32 protein-coding genes and 1 other annotated feature are annotated in these 25,763 nt (G+C 42.2%); of the genes, 12 read left to right on the top strand and 20 right to left on the bottom strand.

Annotation, left to right across the window (positions count from 1 at the left end; translation table 11 throughout):
- Positions 1 to 105 precede the first annotated feature (105 nt).
- The gene (locus tag ACFPOH_RS15820) at positions 106 to 831 is read left to right on the top strand and encodes an alpha/beta hydrolase (protein ID WP_390310589.1); all 726 of its coding nucleotides are present in this window, start codon (positions 106 to 108) and stop codon (positions 829 to 831) included.
- 68 nt (positions 832 to 899) lie between these two features.
- Positions 900 to 1,415, top strand: a complete 516-nt coding sequence (locus ACFPOH_RS15825) for a 2'-5' RNA ligase family protein (protein ID WP_342470072.1) — start codon at positions 900 to 902, stop codon at positions 1,413 to 1,415.
- 5 nt (positions 1,416 to 1,420) lie between these two features.
- Here ACFPOH_RS15825 and ACFPOH_RS15830 read toward each other — a convergent pair whose 3' ends face one another.
- The 7 genes from ACFPOH_RS15830 to ACFPOH_RS15860 all read right to left on the bottom strand — a co-directional run bounded on the left by ACFPOH_RS15830 (position 1,421) and on the right by ACFPOH_RS15860 (position 4,382).
- Positions 1,421 to 1,591, bottom strand: coding sequence for a hypothetical protein (locus ACFPOH_RS15830; protein WP_342470073.1), 171 nt, complete (start codon positions 1,589 to 1,591; stop codon positions 1,421 to 1,423).
- Between the two features lie 38 nt (positions 1,592 to 1,629).
- The gene (locus tag ACFPOH_RS15835; RefSeq protein ID WP_342470074.1) at positions 1,630 to 1,875 is read right to left on the bottom strand and encodes a stage VI sporulation protein F; all 246 of its coding nucleotides are present in this window, start codon (positions 1,873 to 1,875) and stop codon (positions 1,630 to 1,632) included.
- Positions 1,876 to 1,886: 11 nt separating this feature from the next.
- Positions 1,887 to 2,030 (bottom strand): YjcZ family sporulation protein, encoded by a 144-nt coding sequence (locus ACFPOH_RS15840; RefSeq protein ID WP_342471171.1) that lies wholly within the window; start codon positions 2,028 to 2,030, stop codon positions 1,887 to 1,889.
- Between the two features lie 134 nt (positions 2,031 to 2,164).
- Positions 2,165 to 2,524 (bottom strand): stage V sporulation protein AE, encoded by a 360-nt coding sequence (gene spoVAE, locus ACFPOH_RS15845; RefSeq protein ID WP_390310603.1) that lies wholly within the window; start codon positions 2,522 to 2,524, stop codon positions 2,165 to 2,167.
- An 18-nt stretch (positions 2,525 to 2,542) separates the two neighbouring features.
- A complete protein-coding gene (locus ACFPOH_RS15850) occupies positions 2,543 to 3,538 on the bottom strand; it encodes a stage V sporulation protein AD (RefSeq protein ID WP_342470076.1) in 996 nt (331 codons plus the stop codon).
- The gene (spoVAC, locus tag ACFPOH_RS15855) at positions 3,532 to 3,987 is read right to left on the bottom strand and encodes a stage V sporulation protein AC (protein ID WP_342470077.1); all 456 of its coding nucleotides are present in this window, start codon (positions 3,985 to 3,987) and stop codon (positions 3,532 to 3,534) included. Before spoVAC ends, ACFPOH_RS15850 begins: the two co-directional genes overlap by 7 nt.
- Positions 3,987 to 4,382, bottom strand: coding sequence for a hypothetical protein (locus ACFPOH_RS15860; RefSeq protein ID WP_342470078.1), 396 nt, complete (start codon positions 4,380 to 4,382; stop codon positions 3,987 to 3,989). The genes spoVAC and ACFPOH_RS15860 overlap by 1 nt, the downstream gene beginning before the upstream one ends.
- A gap of 154 nt (positions 4,383 to 4,536) precedes the next feature.
- On the opposite strand from ACFPOH_RS15860, the gene ACFPOH_RS15865 reads away from it, so the two are divergent.
- Entirely contained in the window at positions 4,537 to 5,052 is a 516-nt protein-coding gene (locus tag ACFPOH_RS15865; RefSeq protein WP_342470079.1) for a CotY/CotZ family spore coat protein, read from the top strand.
- 172 nt (positions 5,053 to 5,224) lie between these two features.
- Positions 5,225 to 5,569, top strand: a complete 345-nt coding sequence (locus ACFPOH_RS15870; RefSeq protein ID WP_342470080.1) for a 4-diphosphocytidyl-2C-methyl-D-erythritol kinase — start codon at positions 5,225 to 5,227, stop codon at positions 5,567 to 5,569.
- 93 nt (positions 5,570 to 5,662) lie between these two features.
- On the opposite strand, the gene mgtE is transcribed toward ACFPOH_RS15870, so the two are convergent.
- The 5 genes from mgtE to ACFPOH_RS15895 form a co-directional block, all read right to left on the bottom strand.
- Positions 5,663 to 7,036: a magnesium transporter gene (gene mgtE / locus ACFPOH_RS15875; protein ID WP_342470081.1), complete on the bottom strand. Its 1,374-nt coding sequence runs from the start codon at positions 7,034 to 7,036 to the stop codon at positions 5,663 to 5,665.
- A gap of 119 nt (positions 7,037 to 7,155) precedes the next feature.
- The gene (locus ACFPOH_RS15880; RefSeq protein ID WP_390310592.1) at positions 7,156 to 8,046 is read right to left on the bottom strand and encodes an RluA family pseudouridine synthase; all 891 of its coding nucleotides are present in this window, start codon (positions 8,044 to 8,046) and stop codon (positions 7,156 to 7,158) included.
- Between the two features lie 5 nt (positions 8,047 to 8,051).
- Positions 8,052 to 8,846 carry an NAD kinase gene (locus ACFPOH_RS15885; protein ID WP_342471172.1) on the bottom strand — a complete coding sequence of 265 codons (795 nt, stop codon included), beginning with the start codon at positions 8,844 to 8,846 and terminating at the stop codon, positions 8,052 to 8,054.
- A gap of 1 nt (position 8,847) precedes the next feature.
- Positions 8,848 to 9,513, bottom strand: a complete 666-nt coding sequence (yjbM, locus tag ACFPOH_RS15890) for a GTP diphosphokinase (protein ID WP_342470083.1) — start codon at positions 9,511 to 9,513, stop codon at positions 8,848 to 8,850.
- Positions 9,514 to 9,545: 32 nt separating this feature from the next.
- Positions 9,546 to 9,932 (bottom strand): UPF0738 family protein, encoded by a 387-nt coding sequence (locus ACFPOH_RS15895; RefSeq protein WP_342581064.1) that lies wholly within the window; start codon positions 9,930 to 9,932, stop codon positions 9,546 to 9,548.
- Between the two features lie 101 nt (positions 9,933 to 10,033).
- On the opposite strand from ACFPOH_RS15895, the gene ACFPOH_RS15900 reads away from it, so the two are divergent.
- The 5 genes from ACFPOH_RS15900 (at position 10,034) to ACFPOH_RS15920 (ending at position 12,985) form a co-directional block, all read left to right on the top strand.
- The gene (locus ACFPOH_RS15900) at positions 10,034 to 10,627 is read left to right on the top strand and encodes a CYTH domain-containing protein (RefSeq protein WP_342581063.1); all 594 of its coding nucleotides are present in this window, start codon (positions 10,034 to 10,036) and stop codon (positions 10,625 to 10,627) included.
- Positions 10,628 to 11,341 carry a lytic transglycosylase domain-containing protein gene (locus tag ACFPOH_RS15905; RefSeq protein ID WP_342470086.1) on the top strand — a complete coding sequence of 238 codons (714 nt, stop codon included), beginning with the start codon at positions 10,628 to 10,630 and terminating at the stop codon, positions 11,339 to 11,341.
- A 164-nt stretch (positions 11,342 to 11,505) separates the two neighbouring features.
- Positions 11,506 to 11,907 carry a globin domain-containing protein gene (locus tag ACFPOH_RS15910; protein WP_342470087.1) on the top strand — a complete coding sequence of 134 codons (402 nt, stop codon included), beginning with the start codon at positions 11,506 to 11,508 and terminating at the stop codon, positions 11,905 to 11,907.
- Positions 11,904 to 12,728, top strand: coding sequence for a DsbA family protein (locus ACFPOH_RS15915; protein WP_342470088.1), 825 nt, complete (start codon positions 11,904 to 11,906; stop codon positions 12,726 to 12,728). The genes ACFPOH_RS15910 and ACFPOH_RS15915 overlap by 4 nt, the downstream gene beginning before the upstream one ends.
- Before the next feature lie 95 nt (positions 12,729 to 12,823).
- Entirely contained in the window at positions 12,824 to 12,985 is a 162-nt protein-coding gene (locus ACFPOH_RS15920; protein ID WP_390310593.1) for a hypothetical protein, read from the top strand.
- A 308-nt stretch (positions 12,986 to 13,293) separates the two neighbouring features.
- On the opposite strand, the gene pepF is transcribed toward ACFPOH_RS15920, so the two are convergent.
- The 4 genes from pepF to spxA all read right to left on the bottom strand — a co-directional run bounded on the left by pepF (position 13,294) and on the right by spxA (position 17,818).
- A complete protein-coding gene (gene pepF, locus ACFPOH_RS15925) occupies positions 13,294 to 15,099 on the bottom strand; it encodes an oligoendopeptidase F (RefSeq protein WP_390310595.1) in 1,806 nt (601 codons plus the stop codon).
- A gap of 43 nt (positions 15,100 to 15,142) precedes the next feature.
- Positions 15,143 to 16,279: a competence protein CoiA gene (locus ACFPOH_RS15930; RefSeq protein ID WP_390310597.1), complete on the bottom strand. Its 1,137-nt coding sequence runs from the start codon at positions 16,277 to 16,279 to the stop codon at positions 15,143 to 15,145.
- Positions 16,280 to 16,406: 127 nt separating this feature from the next.
- Positions 16,407 to 17,048 carry an adaptor protein MecA gene (gene mecA, locus ACFPOH_RS15935; protein WP_342470091.1) on the bottom strand — a complete coding sequence of 214 codons (642 nt, stop codon included), beginning with the start codon at positions 17,046 to 17,048 and terminating at the stop codon, positions 16,407 to 16,409.
- A 374-nt stretch (positions 17,049 to 17,422) separates the two neighbouring features.
- The gene (gene spxA, locus ACFPOH_RS15940; RefSeq protein ID WP_342471173.1) at positions 17,423 to 17,818 is read right to left on the bottom strand and encodes a transcriptional regulator SpxA; all 396 of its coding nucleotides are present in this window, start codon (positions 17,816 to 17,818) and stop codon (positions 17,423 to 17,425) included.
- 452 nt (positions 17,819 to 18,270) lie between these two features.
- Positions 18,271 to 18,483, top strand: a binding site (T-box leader).
- Between the two features lie 55 nt (positions 18,484 to 18,538).
- On the opposite strand from spxA, the gene trpS reads away from it, so the two are divergent.
- Positions 18,539 to 19,534, top strand: coding sequence for a tryptophan--tRNA ligase (trpS, locus tag ACFPOH_RS15945; protein ID WP_342470092.1), 996 nt, complete (start codon positions 18,539 to 18,541; stop codon positions 19,532 to 19,534).
- Here the strand turns inward: trpS and ACFPOH_RS17120 are convergent.
- From ACFPOH_RS17120 to ACFPOH_RS15955, 3 genes are all read right to left on the bottom strand, one after another.
- The gene (locus tag ACFPOH_RS17120; RefSeq protein ID WP_465270745.1) at positions 19,488 to 19,709 is read right to left on the bottom strand and encodes a hypothetical protein; all 222 of its coding nucleotides are present in this window, start codon (positions 19,707 to 19,709) and stop codon (positions 19,488 to 19,490) included. The genes trpS and ACFPOH_RS17120 overlap by 47 nt on opposite strands.
- Before the next feature lie 86 nt (positions 19,710 to 19,795).
- Complete coding sequence (gene fabF / locus ACFPOH_RS15950) at positions 19,796 to 21,034, bottom strand: beta-ketoacyl-ACP synthase II (RefSeq protein ID WP_342470093.1); 1,239 nt, start codon at positions 21,032 to 21,034, stop codon at positions 19,796 to 19,798.
- Between the two features lie 68 nt (positions 21,035 to 21,102).
- The gene (locus tag ACFPOH_RS15955) at positions 21,103 to 22,041 is read right to left on the bottom strand and encodes a beta-ketoacyl-ACP synthase III (protein ID WP_342470094.1); all 939 of its coding nucleotides are present in this window, start codon (positions 22,039 to 22,041) and stop codon (positions 21,103 to 21,105) included.
- Between the two features lie 190 nt (positions 22,042 to 22,231).
- Here ACFPOH_RS15955 and ACFPOH_RS15960 point away from each other — a divergent pair, with 190 nt between their 5' ends.
- The gene (locus ACFPOH_RS15960; protein WP_342470095.1) at positions 22,232 to 22,432 is read left to right on the top strand and encodes a DUF2929 family protein; all 201 of its coding nucleotides are present in this window, start codon (positions 22,232 to 22,234) and stop codon (positions 22,430 to 22,432) included.
- Between the two features lie 165 nt (positions 22,433 to 22,597).
- Here ACFPOH_RS15960 and ACFPOH_RS15965 read toward each other — a convergent pair whose 3' ends face one another.
- Positions 22,598 to 24,736 (bottom strand): ATP-dependent Clp protease ATP-binding subunit, encoded by a 2,139-nt coding sequence (locus tag ACFPOH_RS15965; protein WP_390310601.1) that lies wholly within the window; start codon positions 24,734 to 24,736, stop codon positions 22,598 to 22,600.
- A gap of 207 nt (positions 24,737 to 24,943) precedes the next feature.
- Between ACFPOH_RS15965 and ACFPOH_RS15970 the strand changes: the two genes are divergently transcribed.
- Entirely contained in the window at positions 24,944 to 25,630 is a 687-nt protein-coding gene (locus ACFPOH_RS15970) for a Crp/Fnr family transcriptional regulator (protein WP_342471174.1), read from the top strand.
- Positions 25,631 to 25,763: the final 133 nt, after the last annotated feature.

Consider the following 25,763-nt stretch of genomic DNA (forward strand, 5'->3'; position numbering starts at 1 on the left):
TATGATTTTTTCTATTTCTAATGTAAAAATATTCTTTTATTTCATCATACATGATATTTTTTTTATATGATACAATTATGAACTACAACTTAAGGAGGACAACAAGTGGAAACAGGATCCATACAAGATATTCCATTTTACAGTAATACCTTGCAGGAGAATTTCGAATTGCTGATTTATACTCCAGCAAATTATACTCCACTTAATAAATATAACATTTTAATCGCTTCTGATGGGAAAGACTATTTCCAATTAGGTGGAATTTCCCATATTGCTGATGAATTGATTGGCAACTACGAAATTGAGAACTTGATTATCGTAGGTGTTCCTTACAAGGATGCACTGGATCGAAGAAGAAAATACATACCATCGGGAGAGCAGCATGAAGCCTATTTAAAATTTCTGGCCCATGAACTTGTACCCTTCATCGACAGCGAATTTTCGACAACCGAGCTTGGGTCAAGCCGGGGATTGATCGGCGATTCCATGGCTGCCACCGTGTCCCTTCTTGCCGCAATAAAATATCCGACTATTTTCGGCAAAGTGATTTTGCAATCGCCTTATGTGGATGAATCGGTGTTAAAGGCGGTTGAAGAAGCGCCGACACACGAATCTTTGGCCATTTATCACACGGTCGGAAAACAGGAATCGGAAGCTGTCACATTCTACAAAGAAGTGAAAGATTTCCTCACGCCGAACCGGAAATTGCATCAATTGTTAATATCCAAAAATTATCAACATATGTTTTATGATGAACTGGATGGCAATCACACTTGGAAATCTTGGAAACCTGATTTGAAAAGAGCCCTTTGCAATACTTTTGGGATTTAAAAATCGTGTATCTTTCGAGCATAATTTGCTATACTTAAGTAAAATTTGCATTTCAGGGAGGAAAGCGGATGAAGTTAAGTGTTGTGGCATTCCCATCAAAAAAACTGCAAGATTTGGCGAACACTTATCGTAAGCGATATGATTCCCACTATACGAAAATAACACCCTATATCACGATAAAAGAAGCTTTTGAAGTGGATGAATCGCAAATCGAAGACATTTCACATAAAATCAAATCCATCGCCAATAAATATGGTCCGCTAAAAATACACGCATCCAAAATCAGTTCCTTTTTTCCTACAACGAACGTCATCTATTTCAAGATTGAGCTGACAGAACAATTACAAAACATTCACGACGAACTGTATCGAGAAATCAACATCGGAAACCCGAAACATGTTTTTATTCCCCATATCACCATCGCCCGTGATTTGACAGCGACTGAGCATGATGACATTTTTCCTCAGCTGCGCATGATCGGGATTAACGAAAAGGAAGAAATTGACCGTATCCACCTCATTTATCAATTGGAAGACGGTTCTTGGACAACATATGAAACCTATAAATTGACCGGGGAAATGTAGGGTTTTTATTCGGCACCGTTTGATCCAAAAGCGAATGAAACCAGCATTCGCTTTTTCTTTTTATTCTCCGGCCTTTTTTCGATTTTCCGGGATGGGGATTCATCGCCCGCTGACCGAGTTTTTCCCGTTGGCGATTTCCGTCCCCCGGCTTTCCGTTTTTCCTTCCAATTAAGCAAGGGCTGCCCCCATTTTTGGCGAGACAGCCCGCTATCCTTTAGCCCAACATTCTTTGAATGCTATTTAAATCGATGGATTCTCCGTTTTGAAGGATTGAATTGACAATTTGATCTTCCAAATCTTTTGAAATCGGTTTGTTCGCCAATTGGCTAACCCGGCGAACAATTTTCCTTACCTGTTTTTCATTCGTAAAGTCTGCATGCTGTATTGCGTTTGCCAGTGCGAAGATTTCTTCCATGCTTACGCCGGTCTTTTTTTCGATTTGTTTAAAAAAATGATTCATGGCTCCCCTCCTTACCACTTGCTACAGCTGCCCACGATAATCAATAAAATGAATAATACAACGATCAGTACAAAAAGATCACCGTTGTATTTACATTTACCTTTATAATATGACGGACTTACATAAGATGGTCCGCAATAGTCGACAGGGCTCATTTGCATCGGTCCCATTTGCATCGGCCCCATTTGGCTGTATTGTTGGCATCCACATTTATCCCACATAAAAATTCCCCTCCTTTCTTTACTGTTGTAGTGTATGCATCACTGCAACGGTAAGGAGGGGTATTCGTCTAATTCACTTTTCCTTTTGATTTAAAAACTAGGGCGGCAATAAACCCGAAGACGATGGCAGAACTGATTCCCGAGCTTGTCACTTCGAACATTCCCGTCAAAACACCAACCCAGCCATGCTTTTCCGCTTCCGAAATCGCCCCTTGGGTTAATGAATGGCCGAAAGAAGTGATGGGAATTGTCGCTCCGCCACCCGCCAAATCAATCAATGGTTGATACCAACCTAATCCGGAAACAATGGAACCTGCAACAACAAGGATGGACAATGTTTTTCCGGGAGTCATTTTTCCCACATCCATCAGCAACTGTCCAATCGCACAAATGATACCGCCGACAATAAATGCAAGTATAAAGTCCATTATGATCATGTTATGGCCTCACTCCATCGTCACTTCGATTGCATGGGCAGTGCAAGGAATCGTTTCTCCTTGCTGGAACGTCAATGGGGAGAGGAGGGAGCCGGTTGCCACGAGCAACACCCGTTTAAAGCGCCCACCTTTCAATTGCTGTAATACATAGCTGAAATAAACGGAAGCGGAACAGCCGGCACCGCTTGCCCCAGCCAAAAAGGATGGATCTTCCCCATAAAATTCTGCCCCGGCGTCACGGAAAATATTGCAATCCGCTTCACTTGCACCTGTCTCTTGAAACATCCGTTTCAAGATTTGCAGCCCGATTTTTCCCAAATCTCCTGTCATAATCATGTCGTAATCTGTTATTTTTTGATTCCGTTTTTCCAAATGCCTTTGGATTGTATCATATGCAGCCGGCGCCATCGCAGCTCCCATATGGAATGGATCCGTTTGTCCGTAGTCGATGACTTTTCCAACCGTCGCCGCTGCAATGGAAGGGCATTTCGGGGTGTGTTCCCCAATCAAAGTGAAGCCCGCAGCGGTAACAGTCCATTGGGCAGTGGCCGGTTTTTGACCACCGTAATATACAGGGTACCGGAATTGCCGTTCCACTGAATTATGTTGACTGGAGGCACCCGCAATGGCATATTTCGAAGCTCCCAATTCCGTCAATACACTTGCAATAATGACGGAAGATACGGATGTTGCACAGGCTGAAAATAATCCGATAAATGATGCCGCAATCTCCTTGGCGGCAAAATTCGTCGGGGTCATTTGGTTCACTAAATCCCCCGCCAAAAAGAAATCGATATCCAAACGGTTCAAGTCCGCCTTTTTCAATATGATTTCGCATGCTTCTTGAATCATCTTTGCATTTCCTTGCTCATTCGTCGCCTGGTGCCAGCGTTCATCCTCCATGACAGAATCAAAATAGGAATAGAACACGCTCTTTCTTTCCAACGGCCCTGCGACAGCCGCGCTTGCAATAATGGAAGGTTTGCTCTGAAACACGATCACCATTCGATAACACCCATTGTCACAAGAATTAATTTAATCAAAGCGACGACAAATGCGGAAGCGACACCGAATAAAATGACTGAACCTGCCAATTTAAACATATTGCCTCCCACTCCAAGCACAAAACCTTCCGTTTTATGTTCAATGGCTGCCGAAATCACCGCGTTGCCAAAACCCGAAACCGGCACCGCACTTCCCGCTCCCGCAAATTGGCCGAGTTTTTGATACAAACCGAAACCTGTCAGCAGCATGGAGAGGAAAATCATGGTCGCAGCAGTCGGGTTTCCCACCGTTTTTTCCGTAAAATCAAAAAAAATGATATAAAAATATGTGATTGCATGTCCGATCGTGCATATTAGGCCGCCAACCAAAAATGCTTTCAACACATTTTTGACATAGGGGGTGCTGGGTGTGATCTGCTGTTCAATTTGCTCAAATTGTTCCTGATTCATTACGTTTCCTCCTTCTTCAGCTTCTTTAGTTTTTCCACTTTCTCCTTCACTTTTTCACTGTCTTCTTCATCCAAAAGTTTTTGGGCTTCCCAATAAAGTTTGTAATCCGAGGAAACTGTGATGTCATATTCAGGAAAACTTTCTTTCAGCTTCTTTTTTAAGTTCTTTTCAATTTTTGTTTTTTTATAATCAAGCCATGGTTTTGCCTGGACTGCAACCATCAACTGATCTTCCACAAAAATTGCTCTTCCGCTGTAGATGGACTCTTCATTTTCCATGATCGCCTTCACTTCTTCCGCTTCTTCGCCCCCAAGATTATTGACTTCCAGCGTTTTCTCATCATTGCATCCCATTAATAAAATGGCGAAGCATATGGGAAGTGCCATTTTTTTCAAGCTGCATCCCCCTTTTTAATGTCATTATGCGTTTTTATAAAAAAAACTATTCAAGAAAAATGACCTAACGTTTCCGCCCATAGACTATCGCCCGATTGTCAAGAGCACTTTTTCATATTGTAGATTGAACAAAAATAAGTGAGGTGAAAAGACAATGGGTTGTGGAAGAAAACATTCTGAAAGTTCATCTCTTGGCCGTCGTCGTCATGAAGGATGCATCTGCGAAGTAGTAGAGACAATTTTGGAACTTCAAAACCATGTTGTGGAAGAAGATGACGATACTTGCGGAACTAGCTGCTTTTTGGAACCGCTTGGAGGAATCAACAACAAGCATCGCCGAAACCATGCGGATACAAGAGTATTTATGTTATTGACAGAAGATGGATCTCCGTTTAAAGTCATGTTCTATGACAAAGAGTATGGATGGTACAAAACGCCATTCTTCAGGGTGGAAGACATGTTTGGCGATTGCTGTGCAACACTCCGGGCAATCGCTCCAACCAGCGAAGCATACGAACCAATCTCTGTTGTTGACGGGGAACTTGATGCCAGTGGAATGATGGATTTCTACCACTTCAAGAAAACAGACACATGCGTGACAGTTGATTTATCGCGCTTTACTGGAATTCAATGCGTTGCGGATGTAAATTTGCACATTCATAAGAAATAATCCGAAGGGGCCTTTCCGCTCCTTCTTTTTATTTGTTTTTCCTTAACCGAAGTTTACCCCTTATCGCCCTTCCAACCATTTAACGACACCGCCTTTCTTGGGCCAATCAGGTTGGACGGCAGTCACGAAAATGGATGAGTTGCATATTGTATGAAAAAAAGGATGTGCATCATTGGAAGAGCCATTACTATTTATTCAAACTCCGCCTTTTTATTACGTCGAGGTTGATGAAGATACGGAAGAAGCCTCTCTTGAAGAGAGCACTTCAGTGTATGAACTTTCGCGGAGAGAGCGGATCAAAAATCCGGTCATCGCAAGGCAGCTGCATTATTTTTCACAACCTGTCAACCGCAAAAATCGATGTTTGACCTTTCATCTGACAAATGGAGAAAAAATTACAGGGTTTATAGAAGGAATGGATGGAATACTGATCAAAGTCCGCACCCTCAATGAAACAAAGACCATCAATGCCAACGAGATCGAATCCATCTCGATCGCACCCAAAGGATTAAAATGACTTCTTGTCCACTCCCCCCATTCTTATTTCAATAATAAAAAGAAAAAAATCTGCCCACTATCCATTATGTAGGCAGATTTTTTTCTTTTTGCATCAGATCTGTCCGAGCAACAATGTCGCCAAGCCCAAATAAATCAAAATACTGGTAATATCATTTAACGTGGTGATGAAAGGACCTGACGCCACCGCAGGATCAATGCCCAATTTATGAATAAGAAGCGGAATGAAAGATCCTGCGATTGTCGCTACAAAAATGGAGCAACAAATGGCCGTTCCAACAAGCAATCCGATCATCAAAGACTGCTTCCATAAAAACACCACGCCAACAACAATCAAACCGCAAGCAATTCCTGTGATCAATCCGGTACCCATTTCCCGGAAGATCATTTTCAATTTGCTTTTTTCATCAATTTCTCCCGTTGCAATCCCGCGCACAACAACGGCCAATGCTTGAGTGCCGCTATTGCCGCTTGTCCCGGAAATGAGAGGGATAAATAAAGCGAGCAATGCCACCTTTTCAAGGGTTGCTTCAAACTGCCCCATCAAGGTCGCGGTGATCATGCCCAAAAACAGCAGCATCACCAGCCACGGCAATCGCTGTTTGGCCGCTTTTAACGGGCTTGCATCGATATCATCTATATCGGAAATCCCCGCCAATTTCGAATAGTCGTCGCTTGCTTCTTCATCAATGACATCGATGATATCGTCGACCGTAATAATCCCTTGTAAAACCTGCTGATCATCGACTACCGGAACAGCCACAAAATTATAATCTTTGAAAATCTGGGCAATGTCTTCCTGGTCGTCTGTCAATTTTACATAGACCACCCGATCGTTCATAATGTCCCGAAGCAAAGTATCTTCGTCCGCCAGAATGAGTTCCCTCAATGACAAAACGCCGGTTAACCGATGATTTTCATCAACAACATAAATATAATAAATGGTTTCCGCATTCGGCGCCTCTTTTCGGAGCACATTCATTGCCGAACGGATCGTGGAATTTTCTTGGATGGATACGTATTCCGTTGTCATGAGGGAACCGGCAGTATATTTTTCATACCCGAGCAATTCCGAAATTTCTTCTGCCGTTTCCTCATCCATCAGTTCAAGAAAATTATCGCGGTCATTTTCATCCAATTCATTCAAAACATCGACCACATCGTCGGTATACATGCAAGACAGCATTTCCGCCGCATAGGTCGGATCCATTTCCTTAATAAAATGTTCAATCTCTTCATCGTCCAATTCGATGGCTTCATAAATTTCAGCCATCTCTGCGGGAGACAAAAAATGATACATCGTCTTTCGTATGTCAGGTCCAACCTTTTCATAAAATTGGGCTTGATCATACGCATGCAGTGACAAAAAATGTTCACGGAATTCGTCAATATCCCCATCAATCAACCATTGGATCAATTGGTTTTCATCATAAGAAACATCCCGTTTTTCATCTTTTTCTTCGATCATTTTGTCCCCCTCCTCTCAACCTCAATTCAATGATAGGTTGCATTGATTCATACGACAATAGATTTTTTATGAATTCTTTTCCCATCAAATGAAAAAAGATGTCCGATATGTTCGAACATCTAATTATGGATTATTTTTTTCATTGAATCAACTATTTCGCTGGAAAATATGAATTTTTCCCTGGATAATGGATGAAAGAATTCCAACTGGACACAATGGAGGGCTTGACGATCGAAGAACTCTTGGTTTCCGCCATAAAGATCGTCTCCGACAAGGGGATGGCCGATATGGGACATATGGACGCGAATTTGGTGGGTTCTTCCTGTATGCAACCGCAATCGTACGTGGGAAAGGGGCTCCCGCTGATAGACGAAATGTTTTAAAACTTTCACATCCGTATGGGCGAATTGGCCGTCTTTCCTCACTTCCCGTTCAATAATGCTTGTGCTTTTCCGTCCAATGGGGAGAATGATGGACACATCCGATGACACATGCCCGTGCACAATGGCTTCATATTCTTTTCGGATCAATCCCTTTTGCAATTGCAAGCTCATTAAATGGTGGATATGGCGGTGTTTGGCAATGCAAACAAGGCCCGAAGTATCCCGATCGAGTCTTGTGACGACATGGATGGTGGAATCAATCCCGCGCTCCTGAAAATATCCGTAAACATAATTGGCAATGCTTCCCGCCGGATGTTCCCGCGATGGAATTGTGTTGATATAAGGCGGTTTATCAATGATTAATAGCGCGTCATCCTCATAAATAATATTCAAATCTCCCTGTTCGGGCTCCAAGGAATCACTGGCTTTTTCTTCCGGAAAAATGATGGTGATTTCATCTCCCTTTGAAAGGATGTGACGGACATTTCTTTCCTCGCCGTTCACTAAAATCTTGCCGCCGCGATATTTGATATCCGTCAACGCCCTGCTGGAGATTTCCTGCTTTTGAATCGCATCCCTCAATAATTCTCCATCTTTTGTGGCTTGAAACTGCATTTTAAATGGCATGAACATCACTCGCTTGCGATAAAGGAATCATGGACCCTTTCCCAAAACGGAAACGGTCGGAATCGTGCAAACCGCACTTTTTCTTTTGCCACTCTGAAAATGACATGATCCAATTCCGTATGGTCCAATTGCAGATGGTCCACCGTCATCGTAAAGGTTTGGTTTTTTACCGGTTTCAGTTTACATGTGTGATGAGCCGGCAAGACGAGAGGGGAGCCGATTGTCCGGAATACCCGGTTATTGATGGACGCCATTTCCGTCACTTGGATCGCTTGCAACGTAGGATGGATGATGGCACCGCCCAACGCTTTATTGTATGCCGTACTGCCCGATGGTGTGGAAATGCATAAACCGTCGCCGCGGAAACGTTCAAAATGCCGATCATTCAAATAAACATCCATCACGAGCGTGACACTTGGGGATTTGATCGTCGCTTCATTCAGGGCAAGATATGTGCTGATTTCCGAATGATTGTTGCACACACTCACTTCCAATAATGGATATTCGACGACCCGGTATTGATTTTTTGCAATGCATAGCACCAATTTTTCCAATTCGGAAGGTTTCCAGTCAGCGTAAAACCCTAAATGCCCTGTATGGATCCCTACAAAGGATACTTTATCCAACCGGTTGATATGATGATGGAAAGCATGGAGAAGGGTGCCGTCTCCGCCAATGGAAATGACGATGTCCGGTTCCTTTTCATCCAATACTAGTCCAAAATCTTGTAAGTAATTCGTTGCAAGTTCCTTCAATTCATTGGATTGCGAATCATTGCGTGATTGAATGGAAAACTTCAAACTATTCACGCTCCTTTTCCTCTCGGATCTTCGGATTTTGAGCTTCCTTATTTTCGCTGAAAAAAGCCTGGGCCTCCTGGATTTCATGTCTGATCGACGACATTTCTTCATCCAGTCGAAAAGCGGCTTCAGCTGCGCGCTTCAAGCGCAATTTGATTTCTTCCGGGAAGTCGCCTTTATATTTGTAATTTAAAGAATGTTCGATTGATGCCCAAAAATTCATGGCCAGCGTGCGGATTTGTATTTCGACCAGCACCGTCTTTTTGCCTTTCACCGTTTCCACCGGATATTCCGCGATCATATGATAGGAACGGTAGCCGCTCGGTTTTTTATTCGTAATATAATCCTTTTCCTCAATGACCTTTAAATCTTCCCGCCCGCGGATTAAATTGACGACCGTCGATATATCATCCACAAACTGGCACATAATGCGGATGCCGGCGATGTCTTGCAGTTCTCTTGCCAATTGTTCGGAAGGTTCAAAGGGTACGCCTTTTTCAATGCTTTTGTCGTATATGCTTGCCAGCGGTTTTACCCGGCCGGTCACAAATTCGATGGGTGAAGTCAACCCTTCTGTCGTAAACTGGGATCGCATCCCCCGGAATTTCACTTTCAACTCATCCACTGCTTGTTTATAAGGCTCCAAAAAACGTTCCCATTGCCCCATATTCATACCCCCAATACTCGCTGCAAAAACGGTTACTGCTTCTTTAAAATATCACTGAAAGTTTCTTCGACTGCTTGTACAAAGGCTTCGCCATAATTGCCGTTGCCTTCGATGTTAAACACGAGCATTTCCAATTCATTCGCAAAATTATGTAATAAAATCATTTCACCATTTATCGCCAACAGTGGATCTTTCTTCGTTTCCAAGACGGAAACAAGCCCGTTCCAGACTTTTTTCGGAAATTGCAAATAACTGTAATGGTCGCCTTCATCCACAACGTATACAAATGCAATTCCATCCGAATCCGTCAACACCTGGCCAGCCGGCTCGATTTGTATTTTCAACGGACTTTCGTTTAAACTAAAATAAAGGTTGTCATTTTCAAAACGAAAATCATCGATGACATATACATTGCGCATTTATAACAATCCCTTCCAACCATTTCTCCTCATATTTTAACACAGCAGGAGCTATTTTCGATAAAAAGCTTATGAAAAACCATAACGAAAGGGAAAAACAAATGAGCCAGGAATATGAAATTGAATATAAAAATGTTTTGACGAAAGAACAATATGAGCAATTACTGGAAGAATTCAACATACAGCCGCAACAAATCGTCCGGCAAGTGAACCATTACCTTGATACAAAACATTGGCACTTGAAAACATTATCAAGCGCCCTCCGCATCCGGGAACAAAAAGGAAAAATTGTATGCACTTTAAAGGAACAGACGGCTGAACATATCCACTTGGAAACAACGGATATTTTAACGGAAGAGCAAAGGGATGAAATACTTGAAGGAAAAAGCTTTTCGGCACCTTCCGTCAGGGAAAGACTGGTGGAGTTGCGGGTGCCGGTCGAAGAATTGCGCCTCTTTGGAACATTGACAACGGATCGGGTGGAAGTTCCATATGAAGGAGGAATCCTCGTTTTTGACCACTCCTTCTATTTGCACTGCGACGATTATGAGGTAGAATATGAAACAAAAGATTCCACACTCGGAAAAAAACTGTTTTTAACATTTTTGCGGGAGCGTAAAATAAATATTCAAACAGCCGACAAAAAAATTGCCCGCTTCATGAAGGCTTTACAGGAGAGAAAGGAGGAACAATGAATGGACGCAGCCATGATGAAAACCATTTTGGAAATCGATGCACTCCGTTCGCTGGACACCACTTCCGTCAATTCGACGGATGGAGACAGCTTGTTTGCCGAAATTTTTTCGGAAATATTGGCACAAACCCAGGCAAGCGATAATGTGGAAAGTGCGCTTTTAAAAGCCATAGACAACTTTTCCGAAGAAAACGGGTTAAATGATGAAGTGAAGAACTATTTATCCAATTACTTATTATCCAATCCCAATCCTTACATAACGAAAGCGTATGAAAAAGTCATAAACAATGCCGGTTCCGCAACCGAATCAGTCGGAGCATCGGCAACGGCAACGGATGCCAAATATTTGGATATCGTGAAAAAAGCTTCCGCCCGGTTTGGGGTACCTGAAAAACTTATCCTTGCAGTGATCAAACAGGAATCGAATTTCAATCCGAATGCGGTGAGCTCTGCAGGGGCAACCGGGCTGATGCAACTCATGCCGGGCACCGCGAAATATTTGGGTGTATCCAACTTAAAGGACCCTGAGCAAAACATTATGGGCGGCACAAAGTATTTGCGCCAAATGCTTGACCAATTCAACAACAATTTTGAATTGGCGTTAGCGGCCTACAATGCGGGACCTGGAAATGTGAAAAAATACGGGGGCATTCCTCCGTTCAAAGAAACTCAAAACTATGTGAAGAAAGTGCTAACCTACTATAAAAACATGTAAATGCTTATGATTTCTATATTTCTCCTTGTTTATCAACACTTGCTGTAAGCGATTTGTTTGAGAAAATGCCTGGTCGTTGATAGAATGAATAATATCAAAGGCAGGTCTTCATATTTCGGTCACAATTACGCATATGCGGAAAAGTGGATAAAGGAGTTACACCTATGAATGAAAAATACAAGGTTCCTTATGAGGAAATAGGTGCTGAAAAATTGAAAGAACTTATTCATGCATTTTATAAACGGGTTGATGTGCATCCATTACTCCGACCTTTGTTTCCGGATGATTTGAAAGAAACCATTCGCAAACAAATTCAATTTCAAACTCAATATTTAGGCGGCCCCAATTTATTTACACAAGAACATGGCCATCCAATGATGAGAGCAAGGCATATGCGGTTTAAAATCACGCCCGATCATGCCCAGGCTTGGCTGGAATGCATGAATGAAGCAATGGATGAAGTAGGGCTTGAAGGACCGTTACGCGAACAATATTTTCAACGTCTTGTGTTGACCGCGCATCATATGATCAATGCGCCGAACGAGGATGAGGGGGGATTCGATTGAATAATATCCAACTGTTGTCAGAACCTGTTGCATCCGAGAAAACAACGAAACCGATCGAGTTATATGTTTTTATTGACCCGCTTTGTCCAAATGCCTTCAAAATGCAGTCAATGTTAAAAAAGCTCCAATTGGAGTATGAACATTATTTCACTTGGAGATACGTATTAAGCACAGAATTGACCACTTTAAACTGTGTCACACGGCGTATCAAAGGGTGTTTAACAGGTGCTGATGTGGATATTACTCATCCTGCCTTACCCTCCCTTGCAATAAAGGCAGCCGAATTGCAAGGAAAAAAAGCGGCGAACCGTTATATCCGGAAGCTGCAGGAACACGTATTATTGGAAACGAAAAACGTCCTCTCCTATACGTCTTTGATCGACATTGCCAAGGAAGCGAAGTTGGATCAGGAAGAGTTCATTAAAGACTTTGGATCAAAAGAAGCGGTGCGGGCCTTCCAATGTGATTTATACATCACACGGGAAATGGAAATCGATGAAGTTCCAAGCATCGTATTCTTCAATGAATGTATCGAAGACGAAGGGTTAAAAGTAAGCGGAATGTATTCTTACGAAATTTATGTCCAAATCTTGCAAGAGATGTTGGACGAGGAAATCGTCAGAAAACCGCTGCCAACCTTCGAAGAACTGTTCCAACGTTTTCAATATTTGACGACCGATGAAGTGGCAAGCATTTATTCCATCTCCGTGAGCGATGCGGAGCGGGAATTGAAAAAACGCATGCTGCAGCAAAAAATCGAGCGTATTTCAAACGATGCGGTGACATTATGGAGGCTTAAACAACCGACCTTTTCATTCTAGCAATTGTTTTATATAGTATCATCACAGATTTTTTCACATGTAGGCATTTCGGTGTCTACATTTTTTTTGCACCTTTTTTTGCAGGGTTGATGGTTTTGTGGATGAATGATTTTTTTCATTTTGGGAATAGATCGCATTTTGAAAAAGAAGAGGATATGAAAGTAAAAGAGGCATTTGCGAAAGCAAATGCCTCTTTACACAAAGGGGATGGGAGAAATGTTCACGTTCAAACAAAGGGGTGTATGTTTGATATGTGATTTATTTCACGTTTATAATTTATCATGGAATAATAATTAATGCAATAAATACGACGTGATTTTCACAAATTCGACATATTGTAAACACTTTCAAAAAACTTTCGAAAAATATTGAAATATTAAGAAAAATTGTCCCATTGAACGAATATTTCCATCGTCAACATTCGTTCACATTCTACAAAACTAACACACTTAAAAAAGTTATATAAGAATAATTTTTGAAAGAAGAAAAAAACGCTTCAAAAGAGAATTCAACTCCCTTTTGAAGCATTTTTACTAATTTGAGCGTGTTTATTGTGGCAAAATCACTATTTTAACAACAGAGATTCCAATTCATTTAATTTTTCTTCAAACACTTTGCAAGCTTGGGCGATCGGTTCTCTGGATTCCATGTCAACTCCTGCTTTTCTCAGCACTTCAATTGGGAAATCGGAACATCCGGCTTTCAGGAAGTTGTTGATGTAACGGTCCACCGCCGGTTTTCCTTCCTCCAATATTTGACGGCTCAAAGCGACTGCCGCACTTTGACCTGTCGCATATTGATAAACGTAGTAATTGTAATAGAAGTGCGGGATTCTCGCCCATTCCAAGCCGATTTCTTCATCCACCGTCATTTCTTCGCCAAAGTATTGTTTATTCAAATCATAATAAATTTCCGTCAACCGTTCTGCCGTGATGGCTTCCCCGTTCCGGTCCATTTCGTGGATCATATGTTCAAATTCCGCAAACATCGTTTGTCGGTAAACCGTGCTTCTGAAGCTGTCCAGCCAATGGTTGAGAAGATAAAGCTTCACTTGCTTATCATCGGTTGTTTTCAATAAATGATCGAACAACAGCTCCTCATTACATGTGGAAGCGACTTCCGCAACGAAAATGGAGTAGTCCGCATAAGGATATGGCTGGTTTTTTCTCGTATAGTAGCTGTGCATACTGTGGCCGAATTCATGGGCCAATGTGAATAAGTTGTCGATATTGTTTTGCCAGTTCATCAATACATACGGATTTGTGCCATAGGTTCCCGAAGAATAGGCCCCGCTGCGTTTTCCTTTATTCTCCAACACATCCACCCAGCGGCTGTTCAACCCTTCCTGCACAATGGATTGATATTCTTCCCCCAATGGAGCGAAACTTTTCACCATTATCTCTTTCGCCTTTTCATACGGCATGTCGATTTTCACTTTCTTTACAAGGGGAACGAACAGGTCATACATGTGCAATTCATCGAGTTCCAACGCTTTTTTGCGCACCTTTACATAACGATGCAGAGCAGGCAAATATTCATGGATCGTTTCAATCAATTGATCATACACTTTTTCCGGGATGTTGTTGCTTGCAAGTGCGCGATGGCGTGCGGAATTGTAGTTGCGGATTCTCGCATACACATTGTGCGCTTTCACGTTGCCCGCCAATGTGGAAGCAAAGGTGTTAATGAACTTGCCGTACGTGTCATACATCGCTTTGAAAGCATTTTTTCTCACGTCACGGTCTTCGCTTTCCAAAAACGTGATGTAATTGCCGTGAGTGAGCTGCACTTCTTCGCCTTCATCATTTTTTATGACCGGAAATTCCAAATCCGCATTGTTCAACGCGCTGAAAGTGGTGCCTGGAGAGCTTGTCACTTCGGAAAATTGGGCCAAAATGGCTTCTTTGTCCGCCGTCAATACATGCGGACGCTGCAAGTTCAATTCTTTGAACATTTGCGTATAAAGGCGCAATGGTTCATGTTCATCCATATATTGCTGAATTTGTTCCTCTGACAAAGATAAAATTTCCGGTGTCAAGAAAGACCAGGCGGCGTTGATTTTTGCGCCTAAAGAACGAGCGCGGCTTTCCATCCCTTGATATTTGCTTTTCGTTGTGTCTTCGTCATGTTTTAAATGGCTATAAACGTAAAGCTTACCAAAGCGTTCAGAAATTTTGTCGCTGAACTGCAATGTTTCATATAAACTTTTTGCGCTTTCTGTCGCTTTGCCCTTATATTTTTCCGCTTCTCCTATTAGTTGTTCAAGCTCTTTAAATTCTTGTTCCCATGCCTCGTCTGAAGGGAAAATCGTCGATAAATCCCAAGTCAGTTCCACTGGCACTTCTTCGCGTGTCATCAGTTTTTTTGCCATAAGAATGCCCCCGTAATGAAAATTTTTTGTCAATTCTATTTTCTCAATATTTACCTGTCGTTGCAAGAAATTGGCTGTAAAGCACCTCTTCCAGTTGCCGCTCCTCTACAGGACACTTCTCATCTTCAATGGCCAATTCATTGAGAAGTTCCACATATTGAAAGACCGTTTGAACCGCCCCATCCGTATCTGCCCGACCGGACCATTGAAAAAAATCCTTTATCATTTGTTCATTGACTGCATGTATCTTTATGCCATTCAGCCGGATGAAATACAAAAGTTCCGTTTGCCATTCAACGGCACATGCCTGGAGCGCTTCATTCCCTGAGATCGGGACTCCTAGAAAAGTTGGAAGCTGCCCTGGATTCAATCGGAGTTCATAAACACTTCTCAAAAATAAATCATTGACACCTTTTCGGCTAACTAAAACCCTGGATTTCAAAAATTGCTTTATAAAATGATGATATGCTTTAAAGACAAAGGAAAATTCATCTTTGGTCAACGGCTTTGGGATATAAAACGGGAAATGCTGTTTGAAAAGCGGGAGTCTGCTCACCTTTCCGAAAAAACTGATCCCCTTGAAATGAATAAGGTTGGACAAATAAACAAACTGTTTGTTGGCAGGGTCGTAAGTCATCAAATATTTGGGCTTTTGGGCATGGGCAATGAAAAGTTGGAGCTGATGGGAAAGGTTGATTTTTTGGAGGGGAGTTTCTTTTATTTTTTGACCGGGTGTCAGCGGAATCCAAATCGGGGCAATCCTTTTTTGGAGGTACCCCCGGTTCCGTTCAAAAAAGCGATTCTCATTGATTGGGCTGCATTGAAACTCGATGGCATAAGCCGAACCATTCTTGAAAATCAATAAATCCGGGCGCTGTTTTAACTCCTTTAGATAGGGCTCGAGTTCCGCATGGAGCTGAAGGGATTTGAACAGTTCAAACAGCTGCTGTTTTCCTGACAGATGTTCGACCGTTTCGCCTTCTGAAAAATGGGATTCACAACGGCTTTTGGAATAATGGGCAAAATGAGGGATTTTGATATTCCCGATCTTTAATTGGACCATTTCTCCACATTGGGGACAAAAAAAATTCTTTTCTTCTTTTATCCTTCTTAACGTTGCATGGGAAATCTTTGAATGGATCACAAAAGGTTCTTTGTTTTCCGTGCATGCGACCAGCATAAAAAACCCCCTTTTTGAACCATTTTATTGTAAAGACTTTTTTGTTCGCAAGGGGGTGCCGGAAAGTTTTAATTTGCACGGAAAAAGTGCCGCAAAAACAAAAAAAGTGCCATCTTTCAGGCACATGTTAATCAAAATAATGAACAATCGTTTCGAAGCAATCTTCTTCCATGATGATTGTTCCATATTCTTGCAGACGATAAATCGTCATTTTGGAGCTTGTTAAATACTCATTCAAAATGGAACGGATATTTTGACGGGTTGCACTATCATTCACACCGGCAAAATCAATGGCAATGTAGTAATAATCTTCATATTTATATAAAGAGCTGTTTAACCCATACTCGACTAATCGGTTCGCTACTGGCACGATTTCATCAATATCTTTGAATTTATATATGGACATATTGACAATTCCTTCATGATTTAACACATCATCTTCGTCGAAGGGATTGAATGGGTCTTTATGGCCAATTGTTGCTTCGTGTTCTTCAAAACTGGAGAGCAGTGAGCCTGGATCTGAATCGGAAACATTGGCACGTGTGACAATGACTTCCAAACCTTGTTCAGAGGCGTTCACATGAATCCAAATTGGACCGTCCAAATCGAAGTATTCTTCCGTGTTGATTTCACCAATCATATCCCAAAACAATTCTTCGCCTTTTGCTCTGTTATACCAGATTTCTTCACGGCTGTAACCGCGATCCTCAATATCACGATATGTGATAAAGAGCTTGATTGTATTTTCATTTACGCGTTCGATGTCCATGAGACTTCAACTCCCTTCACAGTCATTGGTTGAAAACCCGAAAGCGTGTACTTAGTATGTTTGAATCGGAGCCAAAATACACTCCAATTCGATAGTGCCTTTCCCTTATTCTTTCCCTTGGTATACAGAACAAAACGCTTATTATTATATATATGTCTATTCTATGATTCTATTGTATGATGAACTAATAGAAAATGAAAAGGAAAAACACCCTTCAAATAAAATTATTTGAATTATTCAAAATTGTAGATGACAACATCAATTAAATCAAGTATTAAGTGAAAAATGATGAATTTTCTTTGCAAATAAAAAAAGCGTAAACAAGTCAAACAAAGTTGACTGAATTTACACTTTTTCCAAGGAAAACTATATGATTAATTGACCATTTTTTGGGCTTCCATCAATTGGTAAGCACGAACTTTCCGTGGCAGGAACCGACGGATTTCATCTTCATTAAAACCGACTTGTAGACGTTTTTCGTCCAAAATAATTGGCCGGCGAAGAAGTCCTGGATGTTCCTGGATCAATTCATATAATTTTTGCAAAGGCAAGCTTTCTACATCCACATTCAACTTTTGGAACACTTTTGAGCGTGTGGAAATAATCTCGTCTGTTCCATCCTCTGTCATTCGCAAAATTTCTTTGATTTCACTGATTGTAAGAGGCTCGGAAAAAATGTTGCGTTCTCTATATGGAATATCATGCTGCTCAAGCCAAGCTTTCGCTTTTCTGCATGATGTACAGCTTGGTGATGTATATAATGTTACAATCATTGTTACACTTCCCTTCCATTTGATGAGTGTTGTCTATGTTCATGATAGGCATCTATGTCAAATTTTATTAATTTAGAATTAGTATTATTTTAAATTCTGTATCAATTATACACCATTCTTTTCATTTTGAATATAGGATATTTTAAAAAATAATATATTTTATGTTGAATTTCTAAAAAAATTCGTTATTTTTGCTTAAAACCATAAAAAAATTCTTTTGCCTCCAAAATTTGCTGAACGGGATACCTCCTTTATTCCATTCCCTTTTTATTCTCATTTAGACGACAATAACCGAGAATATTCTTAATTTATTGACAAATTTCATTCTTTATGACCTACAACAGTATTACCCAATTCTGTTTAATCTCATTCCAAATTGAAAAAATTTTCGCGTTTGATTTTTCCCATAAATTACTTTATAATTCATTCATAATTCTACGATCATAAGTTAAACAACAATGACGAAGAGTAGTACATTTGATTCCTGTGTTCAGAGAGTCTGTGGTTGGTGCAAACAGATGACAGGGCAAATGGAATGGACTTCCGAGTTGGCTTTGCGAAAATGAAGGTAGTAAAGCTCGTACACTTCACGTTACGAAGAACCAAGTGGCCTCTTTAGGCAAACTGGGTGGTACCGCGGATACACATCATTCGTCCCAATACAACTGTATTGGCCGTTTGATGTTTTTTTATGGATAAAAATAGGAGGTAATATTGATGAAAACAATCTTTTCAGGAGTTCAACCAACGGGCGTTATTACTTTGGGAAATTATATCGGCGCCTTCATGCAATTCCCTGCGCTGCAAGATGAAGGAAACGCCATTTACTGCATCGTGGACCAACATGCCATCACCGTTCCGCAAGATCCCCAAGAATTGCGGCAAAACATTCGCACTCTTGCTGCCACTTATCTTGCAACGGGCATCGATCCGAAAAAAGCGACGTTATTTATCCAATCGGAAGTTCCTGCCCACACGAAAGCCGGCTGGATGCTGCAATGCATCACATCCATTGGGGAACTGGAACGAATGACGCAATTTAAAGATAAATCGGCGAAAGTCGGAAAAGAATTCGTTTCAGTCGGTCTTTTGACATATCCTCCATTAATGGCGGCAGATATCTTGCTTTATAATACAGATATCGTCCCTGTCGGAGAGGACCAAAAACAACATCTTGAATTGACCCGCGACTTGGCGGAGCGATTTAACAAACGCTTTGGCGAAGTGTTCAAAATTCCGGAAATCCAATTGCCAAAGGCGGGAGCCCGCATTAAATCCTTGCAGGATCCGACGAAAAAAATGAGCAAGTCCGACCCGAACACAAAAGCGACCATCCGCTTATTGGATACGCCAAAAGAAATTATGAAAAAAATCAAATCCGCGGTGACGGATTCCGAAGGCCAGATTTACTTCGATGAAGAAAAGAAACCGGGCGTTTCCAACCTGCTCACCATCGAAGCGGCCATTACAAACAAATCCATCGATGAAGTCGTGAAAAAATATGAAGGGCTTGGCTATGGCGCCTTTAAAGAAGGTGTGGCGACTGCCTTGATCGAGCATTTGACGCCAATTCAAGAACGCTTCAACGAACTTATCCAAACGGATGAATTGGATAAAATTCTGGATGAAGGTGCTGAAAAGGCCAATGCGATCGCCAACGAAACCGTTAAGAGAATGGAGATCGCGATGGGAATAGGTCGAATATCAAGATAAACAGCACGGCCAGCGAAATGATCATCAAATACAGCTCCGGAACGCCTAATATGAAGGAAAAAACGGCGCGCCATGAATATCCGAGCGTCCGGAAATTCAAATATAAAAGAAGATTGCTCACCGAGATGACGCATATGCCGTAGCTGAACAGAAACAGCATAAACCGAAAAATCATGCCACCATCCTTTCATACCCTTTTTATTCATCAATGAAAATAAAAATGCGTTTAGCACCAGGCTAAACGCATTTTTATTTACCTATTTATTCTTCGATTTTTTTAAACACAAGGCTCGCATTATGTCCGCCGAATCCCAGCGAGTTGCTCATCGCATATTGAATATCCGCTTTGCGGGCCTCATTTGGCACATAGTCAAGATCACATTCAGGATCCGGATTTTGCAAGTTGATTGTCGGAGGCAAAATGCCCTCTTTCAATGCCAATACCGTAAAGATCGCTTCCACACCGCCAGCAGCGCCAAGCAAGTGCCCTGTCATTGACTTTGTGGAACTCATGGCGAGCTTGTAGGCATAATCGCCAAATACCGTTTTCACCGCCATCGTTTCATATAAATCATTGTATGGCGTACTTGTACCATGAGCGTTGATATAGCCGATTTCTGTCGGATCGATTCCCGCATCATGAATCGCACGTTTAATCGCGCGGGCGGCACCTTCCCCATTTGGCGCCGGAGCTGTAATATGGTACGCGTCACCTGTTGCGCCGTAGCCAATGATTTCCGCATAAATTTTTGCTCCGCGGGCTTTCGCAAATTCGTACTCTTCCAATACCAGAATACCTGCCCCTTCACCCATGACAAATCCGTCGCGTTCTTTATCAAATGGACGGGATGCCGTATTTGGATCCGGGTTCAATGAAAGAGCCGTGGCTGAACAGAAACCGGCAAGCGACATTTTAACGATCGGTGCTTCTGTCCCACCGGTAATCATCACATCCGCATCACCGCGCTGAATCACTTTAAACGCATCGCCGATCGAGTTTGTTCCTGATGCGCATGCAGTCACTGTACATGCATTTGGACCTTTGGCTCCCAAATAAATGGAAACTTGTCCGCTCGCCATATCCGGAATCATCATTGGGACGAAGAACGGGCTTACACGACGGGGACCCCGGTTCATGAATGTTTCAAATTGCTGTTCATAGGTTTCCATTCCGCCGATTCCGGAGCCGATCCAAACGCCGACGCGATCGGCAATTTCATCGGTAATTTTCAAATCCGCATCTTTCACCGCCATCAAAGCCGATGCGAGGGCAAAATGAGTGAACCGGTCCATTCTTCTTGCTTCTTTTCGTTCAATAAATTGTTCAATATCAAAATCTTTTACTTCCGCAGCAACTTTCGCAGGGAATAATTCAGCATCCACCCTTGTCAACGGCCCAATGCCGGATTTCCCTTCTTTGATGGCTGCCCATGTTTCATCAACTGTGTTACCAAGCGGCGTAACCGCGCCGATCCCGGTAACGACTACTCTCCTTTTCATATATCTCTAGTACCCCCTTACGAATCACTATCACCATTATAAATTACTACAACCGGTATGAAAATCTATTATTTTCCCCATCGGATGACAGCGCCGCCCCAAGTGAGCCCGCCACCGAATCCAACAAGAACTACGATATCGTCATCTTTGATTTTTCCTTCATCCAGTTCATCTTTCAAAGCGATGCCGATGGAAGAGGAGGATGTGTTTCCGTACTTATGGATGCGTTTGGACAATTTATCTTCCGAAAGTTCCAGTCTTTCCCTCGCCGCTTCCATGATGCGGATATTTGCCTGGTGCGGCACAAGGAAATCCACATCTTCTTTTGAAAGGCCCGCCTTTTCAAGGACGGACAATGCCGTCGCCCCCATTTGGCGCACCGCAAACTTGAACACTTCGCGGCCGTTCATATAAATAAAATCTTCATCGTTCATATGCAAATATTTTCCGCCAGTGCCATCCGCCCCTAATTCAAAGGCCAAAATGCCGCGTCCTTCCGACACTTTGCCGACAACCGCAGCGCTTGCGCCATCACCAAACAGAACCGCCGTATTGCGATCTTTCCAATCCGTAATTTTCGATAATTTTTCTACACCAACGATTAATACATAGTCATAAGTGTTGCTTTCAACATACAATTTCGCTGTTGCAAGGGCATAAATAAATCCGGAACAAGCGGCTGAAACATCCATGGCAGCCGCATTGATGGCCCCCAATCGATCCTGGAGTTGGCATGCCACGCTTGGGAAGGCACGATCCGGCGTAATCGTGGCAACCAAAATCAATCCGATTTGCTCCGGTGAAATTCCGGAGTTTTCAAGGGCTTGCTTGGCTGCTTCATAGGCCATGTCGGAAGAATGTTCATCCTCACGGGCAATTCTTCTTTCCTGGATTCCTGTTCGCGTGCGGATCCACTCATCGTTTGTATCTAAAATTTTTTCCAAATCCAAATTCGTCACAACTTTTTCAGGAACATATTTACCTAATCCGAGAATTCCAGCATTCATGGTCACTTAACCCCCATTTTTATACTTACGATTAGTAGTTGGTCTTAATTATAGACCATAATTTTATTTTCCACAATATAAAATTTGACTAGGTAAAAAGTTTATTGTTTATTATTGACATACTATGGTATGATTATAAAGATGAACAAGGTATATAATAGTAATTAAAGTGCAATAGAGGTGAAACGAAATGCAATATATTATGTCATTCGTTTGGGGAATCATGTTGATTTCAATGTTGAGTTACGTGGTTGGTTCCATTTTGGGCGTAACAACATTTGATATTGTCACAACTGCTGTTATTGCAGTGATCTTTATCATCCTTGTTTGGATTATAGCTGCAATCATTCCAGGCGAGTCTCCAAAAGAACTTAAATCTGATGAACATTAATATTGATGCATAGCAAAAAACCGGATGGGGCAAGGGAGCCCATCCGGTTTTTTTGTGTTCTTCAGACATTATCGGAATGATTGCCGCCATTCTCCGAAAGGTACTAGGCATTCCGGCCAGCCAATGCTTCCGGATAAAAAAAGGCGGCCGGGCCGAACAATCGGCTCAAGCCGCAGCTTTTCCAACGACCAGATGTCCATCTTTTAATGACACTCTCATCGTTTCTCCCGGAAGGATTTCCCCTTTTAACAACTCTTTGGCCACTGCCGTTTCCACATGACGTTGCACAAACCGTTTCAAAGGTCTTGCACCGAATTGCGGATCGACGCCATTTTCAACAACCCAATCCACCACTTCATCATCCACAACGAGTGTGATTTCATTTTCCGCAACCCGCTCCTGCAATTGTTTGATGTATTTTCGGGCGATGGCATTGAAATGTTCGTCCGTCAAGGCATGGAATAAAATGATGTCATCGATGCGGTTCAACAATTCCGGTTTGAAATGTTTGCGAAGTTCTCCCATCACGACTTTTTCCACGTCTTCATTGAAATGGGAACCGGCTTCCAATAAATAGTGGGAACCGATATTGGATGTCATAATGATGACTGTATTGGTGAAATTCACAAGACGTCCCTGGCTGTCGGTGATGCGTCCATCATCCAGAATTTGAAGCAAAATGTTGGCCACATCCGGATGGGCTTTTTCGATTTCATCCAATAAGACGACGGCATAAGGATTGCGGCGAACCGCTTCCGTCAATTGGCCGCCTTCTTCATAGCCGACATATCCAGGAGGGGCGCCGACAAGTCTTGATACACTGTGTTTTTCCATATATTCACTCATATCGATCCGGATAAAATGATCTTCCGAATCAAATAATTGGGCTGCCAACGCTTTGGCGAGTTCCGTTTTCCCTACGCCTGTCGGACCCAGGAAAATGAAGGAACCGATTGGTCTGTTTGGATCTTTGATGCCGGAACGGGCGCGCCATACCGCTTCTGTCACGAGTTTGACCGCCTCATCCTGTCCGACGACTCTTTCATGAAGGGTAGCTTTCAAGCGCAACAGTTTTTCCCGTTCGCCTTCCATCAATTTCGTCACCGGAATTCCGGTCCAACGGGAAACGATGGCCGCAATTTCATCCGCCGTCACTTCTTCCCGTAAAATGCGGTTTTCCGAAGCATTCGCCAACGCTTCTTCCAATTGTTTGATTTCCTTTTCCACAGCCGGGATTTTTCCATGGCGAAGTTCCGCCGCTTTATTCAAATCGTACTTGCTTTCCGCATCTTCCAACTGGCGGCGGTATTCATCCAATATTTCCCGTTTCTTTTGAAGCTGTTCCAATCCTTCTTTTTCAAACTGCCATTTCTTTTGGAGTTCCGCCTGTTCTTCTTTCAATTCTTTCAATTCTTCCCTCAGAGCTTCCAACCGTTTTTTGCTTGCTTCATCCGTTTCTTTCATCAACGCCTGTTCCTCGATTTCCAATTGCATAACTCTGCGTGTGACATCATCCAATTCTTGCGGCATGGAATCGATTTCCGTACGGATCATCGCACATGCTTCATCAATCAAATCGATGGCTTTGTCCGGCAAAAAGCGGTCCGTAATATAGCGGTTGGACAGCTGGGCGGCCGCGATAATGGCCCGGTCATGGATTCTGACCCCATGATGCAATTCAAAACGCTCTTTCAAGCCGCGCAAAATCGAAATCGTATCTTCAACGGACGGTTCCCTCACCATCACTTGTTGGAATCTACGTTCTAAAGCGGGATCTTTTTCAATATACTTTCTGTACTCATCCAATGTGGTTGCGCCGATGCAATGGAGTTCACCGCGGGCAAGCATCGGTTTTAAAATATTCCCGGCATCCATCGAACCTTCCGCTCTTCCGGCACCGACAATCGTATGAATTTCATCGATGAATAAAATGATGCGCCCTTCCGATTCCCGGATTTCTTTTAATACGCTTTTTAACCGCTCTTCAAATTGTCCGCGGAAGCTGGCACCCGCAATTAATGAGCTCATGTCCAATTCCCAAATGATGCAGTCTTTCAATCCTTCCGGCACGTCTTTCCGGACAATCCGTTGCGCCAACCCTTCAACAATCGCCGTTTTGCCGACGCCCGGTTCCCCAATCAGCACCGGATTGTTTTTCGTCTTTCTGGATAAAATACGGATCACATTCCGGATTTCTTCGTCACGACCGATCACAGGGTCAATTTTTCCTTTTTTCACTTCTTCATTTAAATTACGTCCATATTTTTCTAAAGCGTTGCGATTATCTTCCTGTTGTAATTGCATACAACCCACCTCTTCAAAACGGTTTGACCTTTTTTGACTAACTTGATTATAATTTTATTAACCGGAAAAAGCAAAAAATCTCTCCAAAAATATTCAATATTTACACGGGAGAAATGTGGTATTATATTTATAGGTTTTTTGTTCGTTTAATGGAACCTCGTGGGAAGTGTACATCAGTTATAAGGATGTGATAAATGAATGGTTTTAATGGAAAAGGTTCCGATGGATTTTCATACGTTATTTGAAGAACACGGGTTGTTGTTGAAAATCGAGAAAGGGAATTCCATTTTTCAGGAAGGCGAAAATGCGGATGATCTTTATTTGATTTTGAAAGGATCCGTCCAAATAAGCAAAGAAACGGAAAATGGGAAGGAATTGACACTCAGAATTTGCGGCCCCAACTCCATGATCGGTGAATGCACCATCTTTGGACCGCCCGCCATCCATACAATGTCAGCAAAAGCTCTGATGAATACCGAGCTTTTATCGATAAAAAAAGATAATTTGGAAATGTTGTTGACCGAGCAGCCAACATTGATGATCGAATATATCCGGTGGCTTCAAACGGAGCATTTGAAAACCCAAAGCATTTTGCGGGATTTAGTGCTGAATGGCAAAAAGGGCGCGCTCTACTCGACGCTCATCCGCCTTGCGAATACTTTCGGCAAATCAGACGATAATGATGATATCTATATTGACATCAATTTAACGAATACCGATCTTGCCAACCTTTGCTCCACAAGCCGCGAGATGGTCAATCGGATGTTGAACGATTTGAAAAAACAAGGCATTGTTTCATTTGATAAAGGCATCATCAAAATCCACGATTTGGACTATTTGAAGAAAGAAATCTGTTGCGAAGAATGCCCGCTCACTATTTGCCGCATCGATTGAACATGGGAGGCTGGGACAAAACCCCCTCTAAAATGAAAACAGCTCATGAAATTTTGGAATGAAATTTCATGGGCTGTTTTTCATTTTTTCAATAAAAAATAAGGACCTCTTCTGTTAAAATTAAGTTAGCACA

The organism is Ureibacillus suwonensis (assembly GCF_042655065.1).
Classification (GTDB): domain Bacteria; phylum Bacillota; class Bacilli; order Bacillales_A; family Planococcaceae; genus Ureibacillus; species Ureibacillus suwonensis.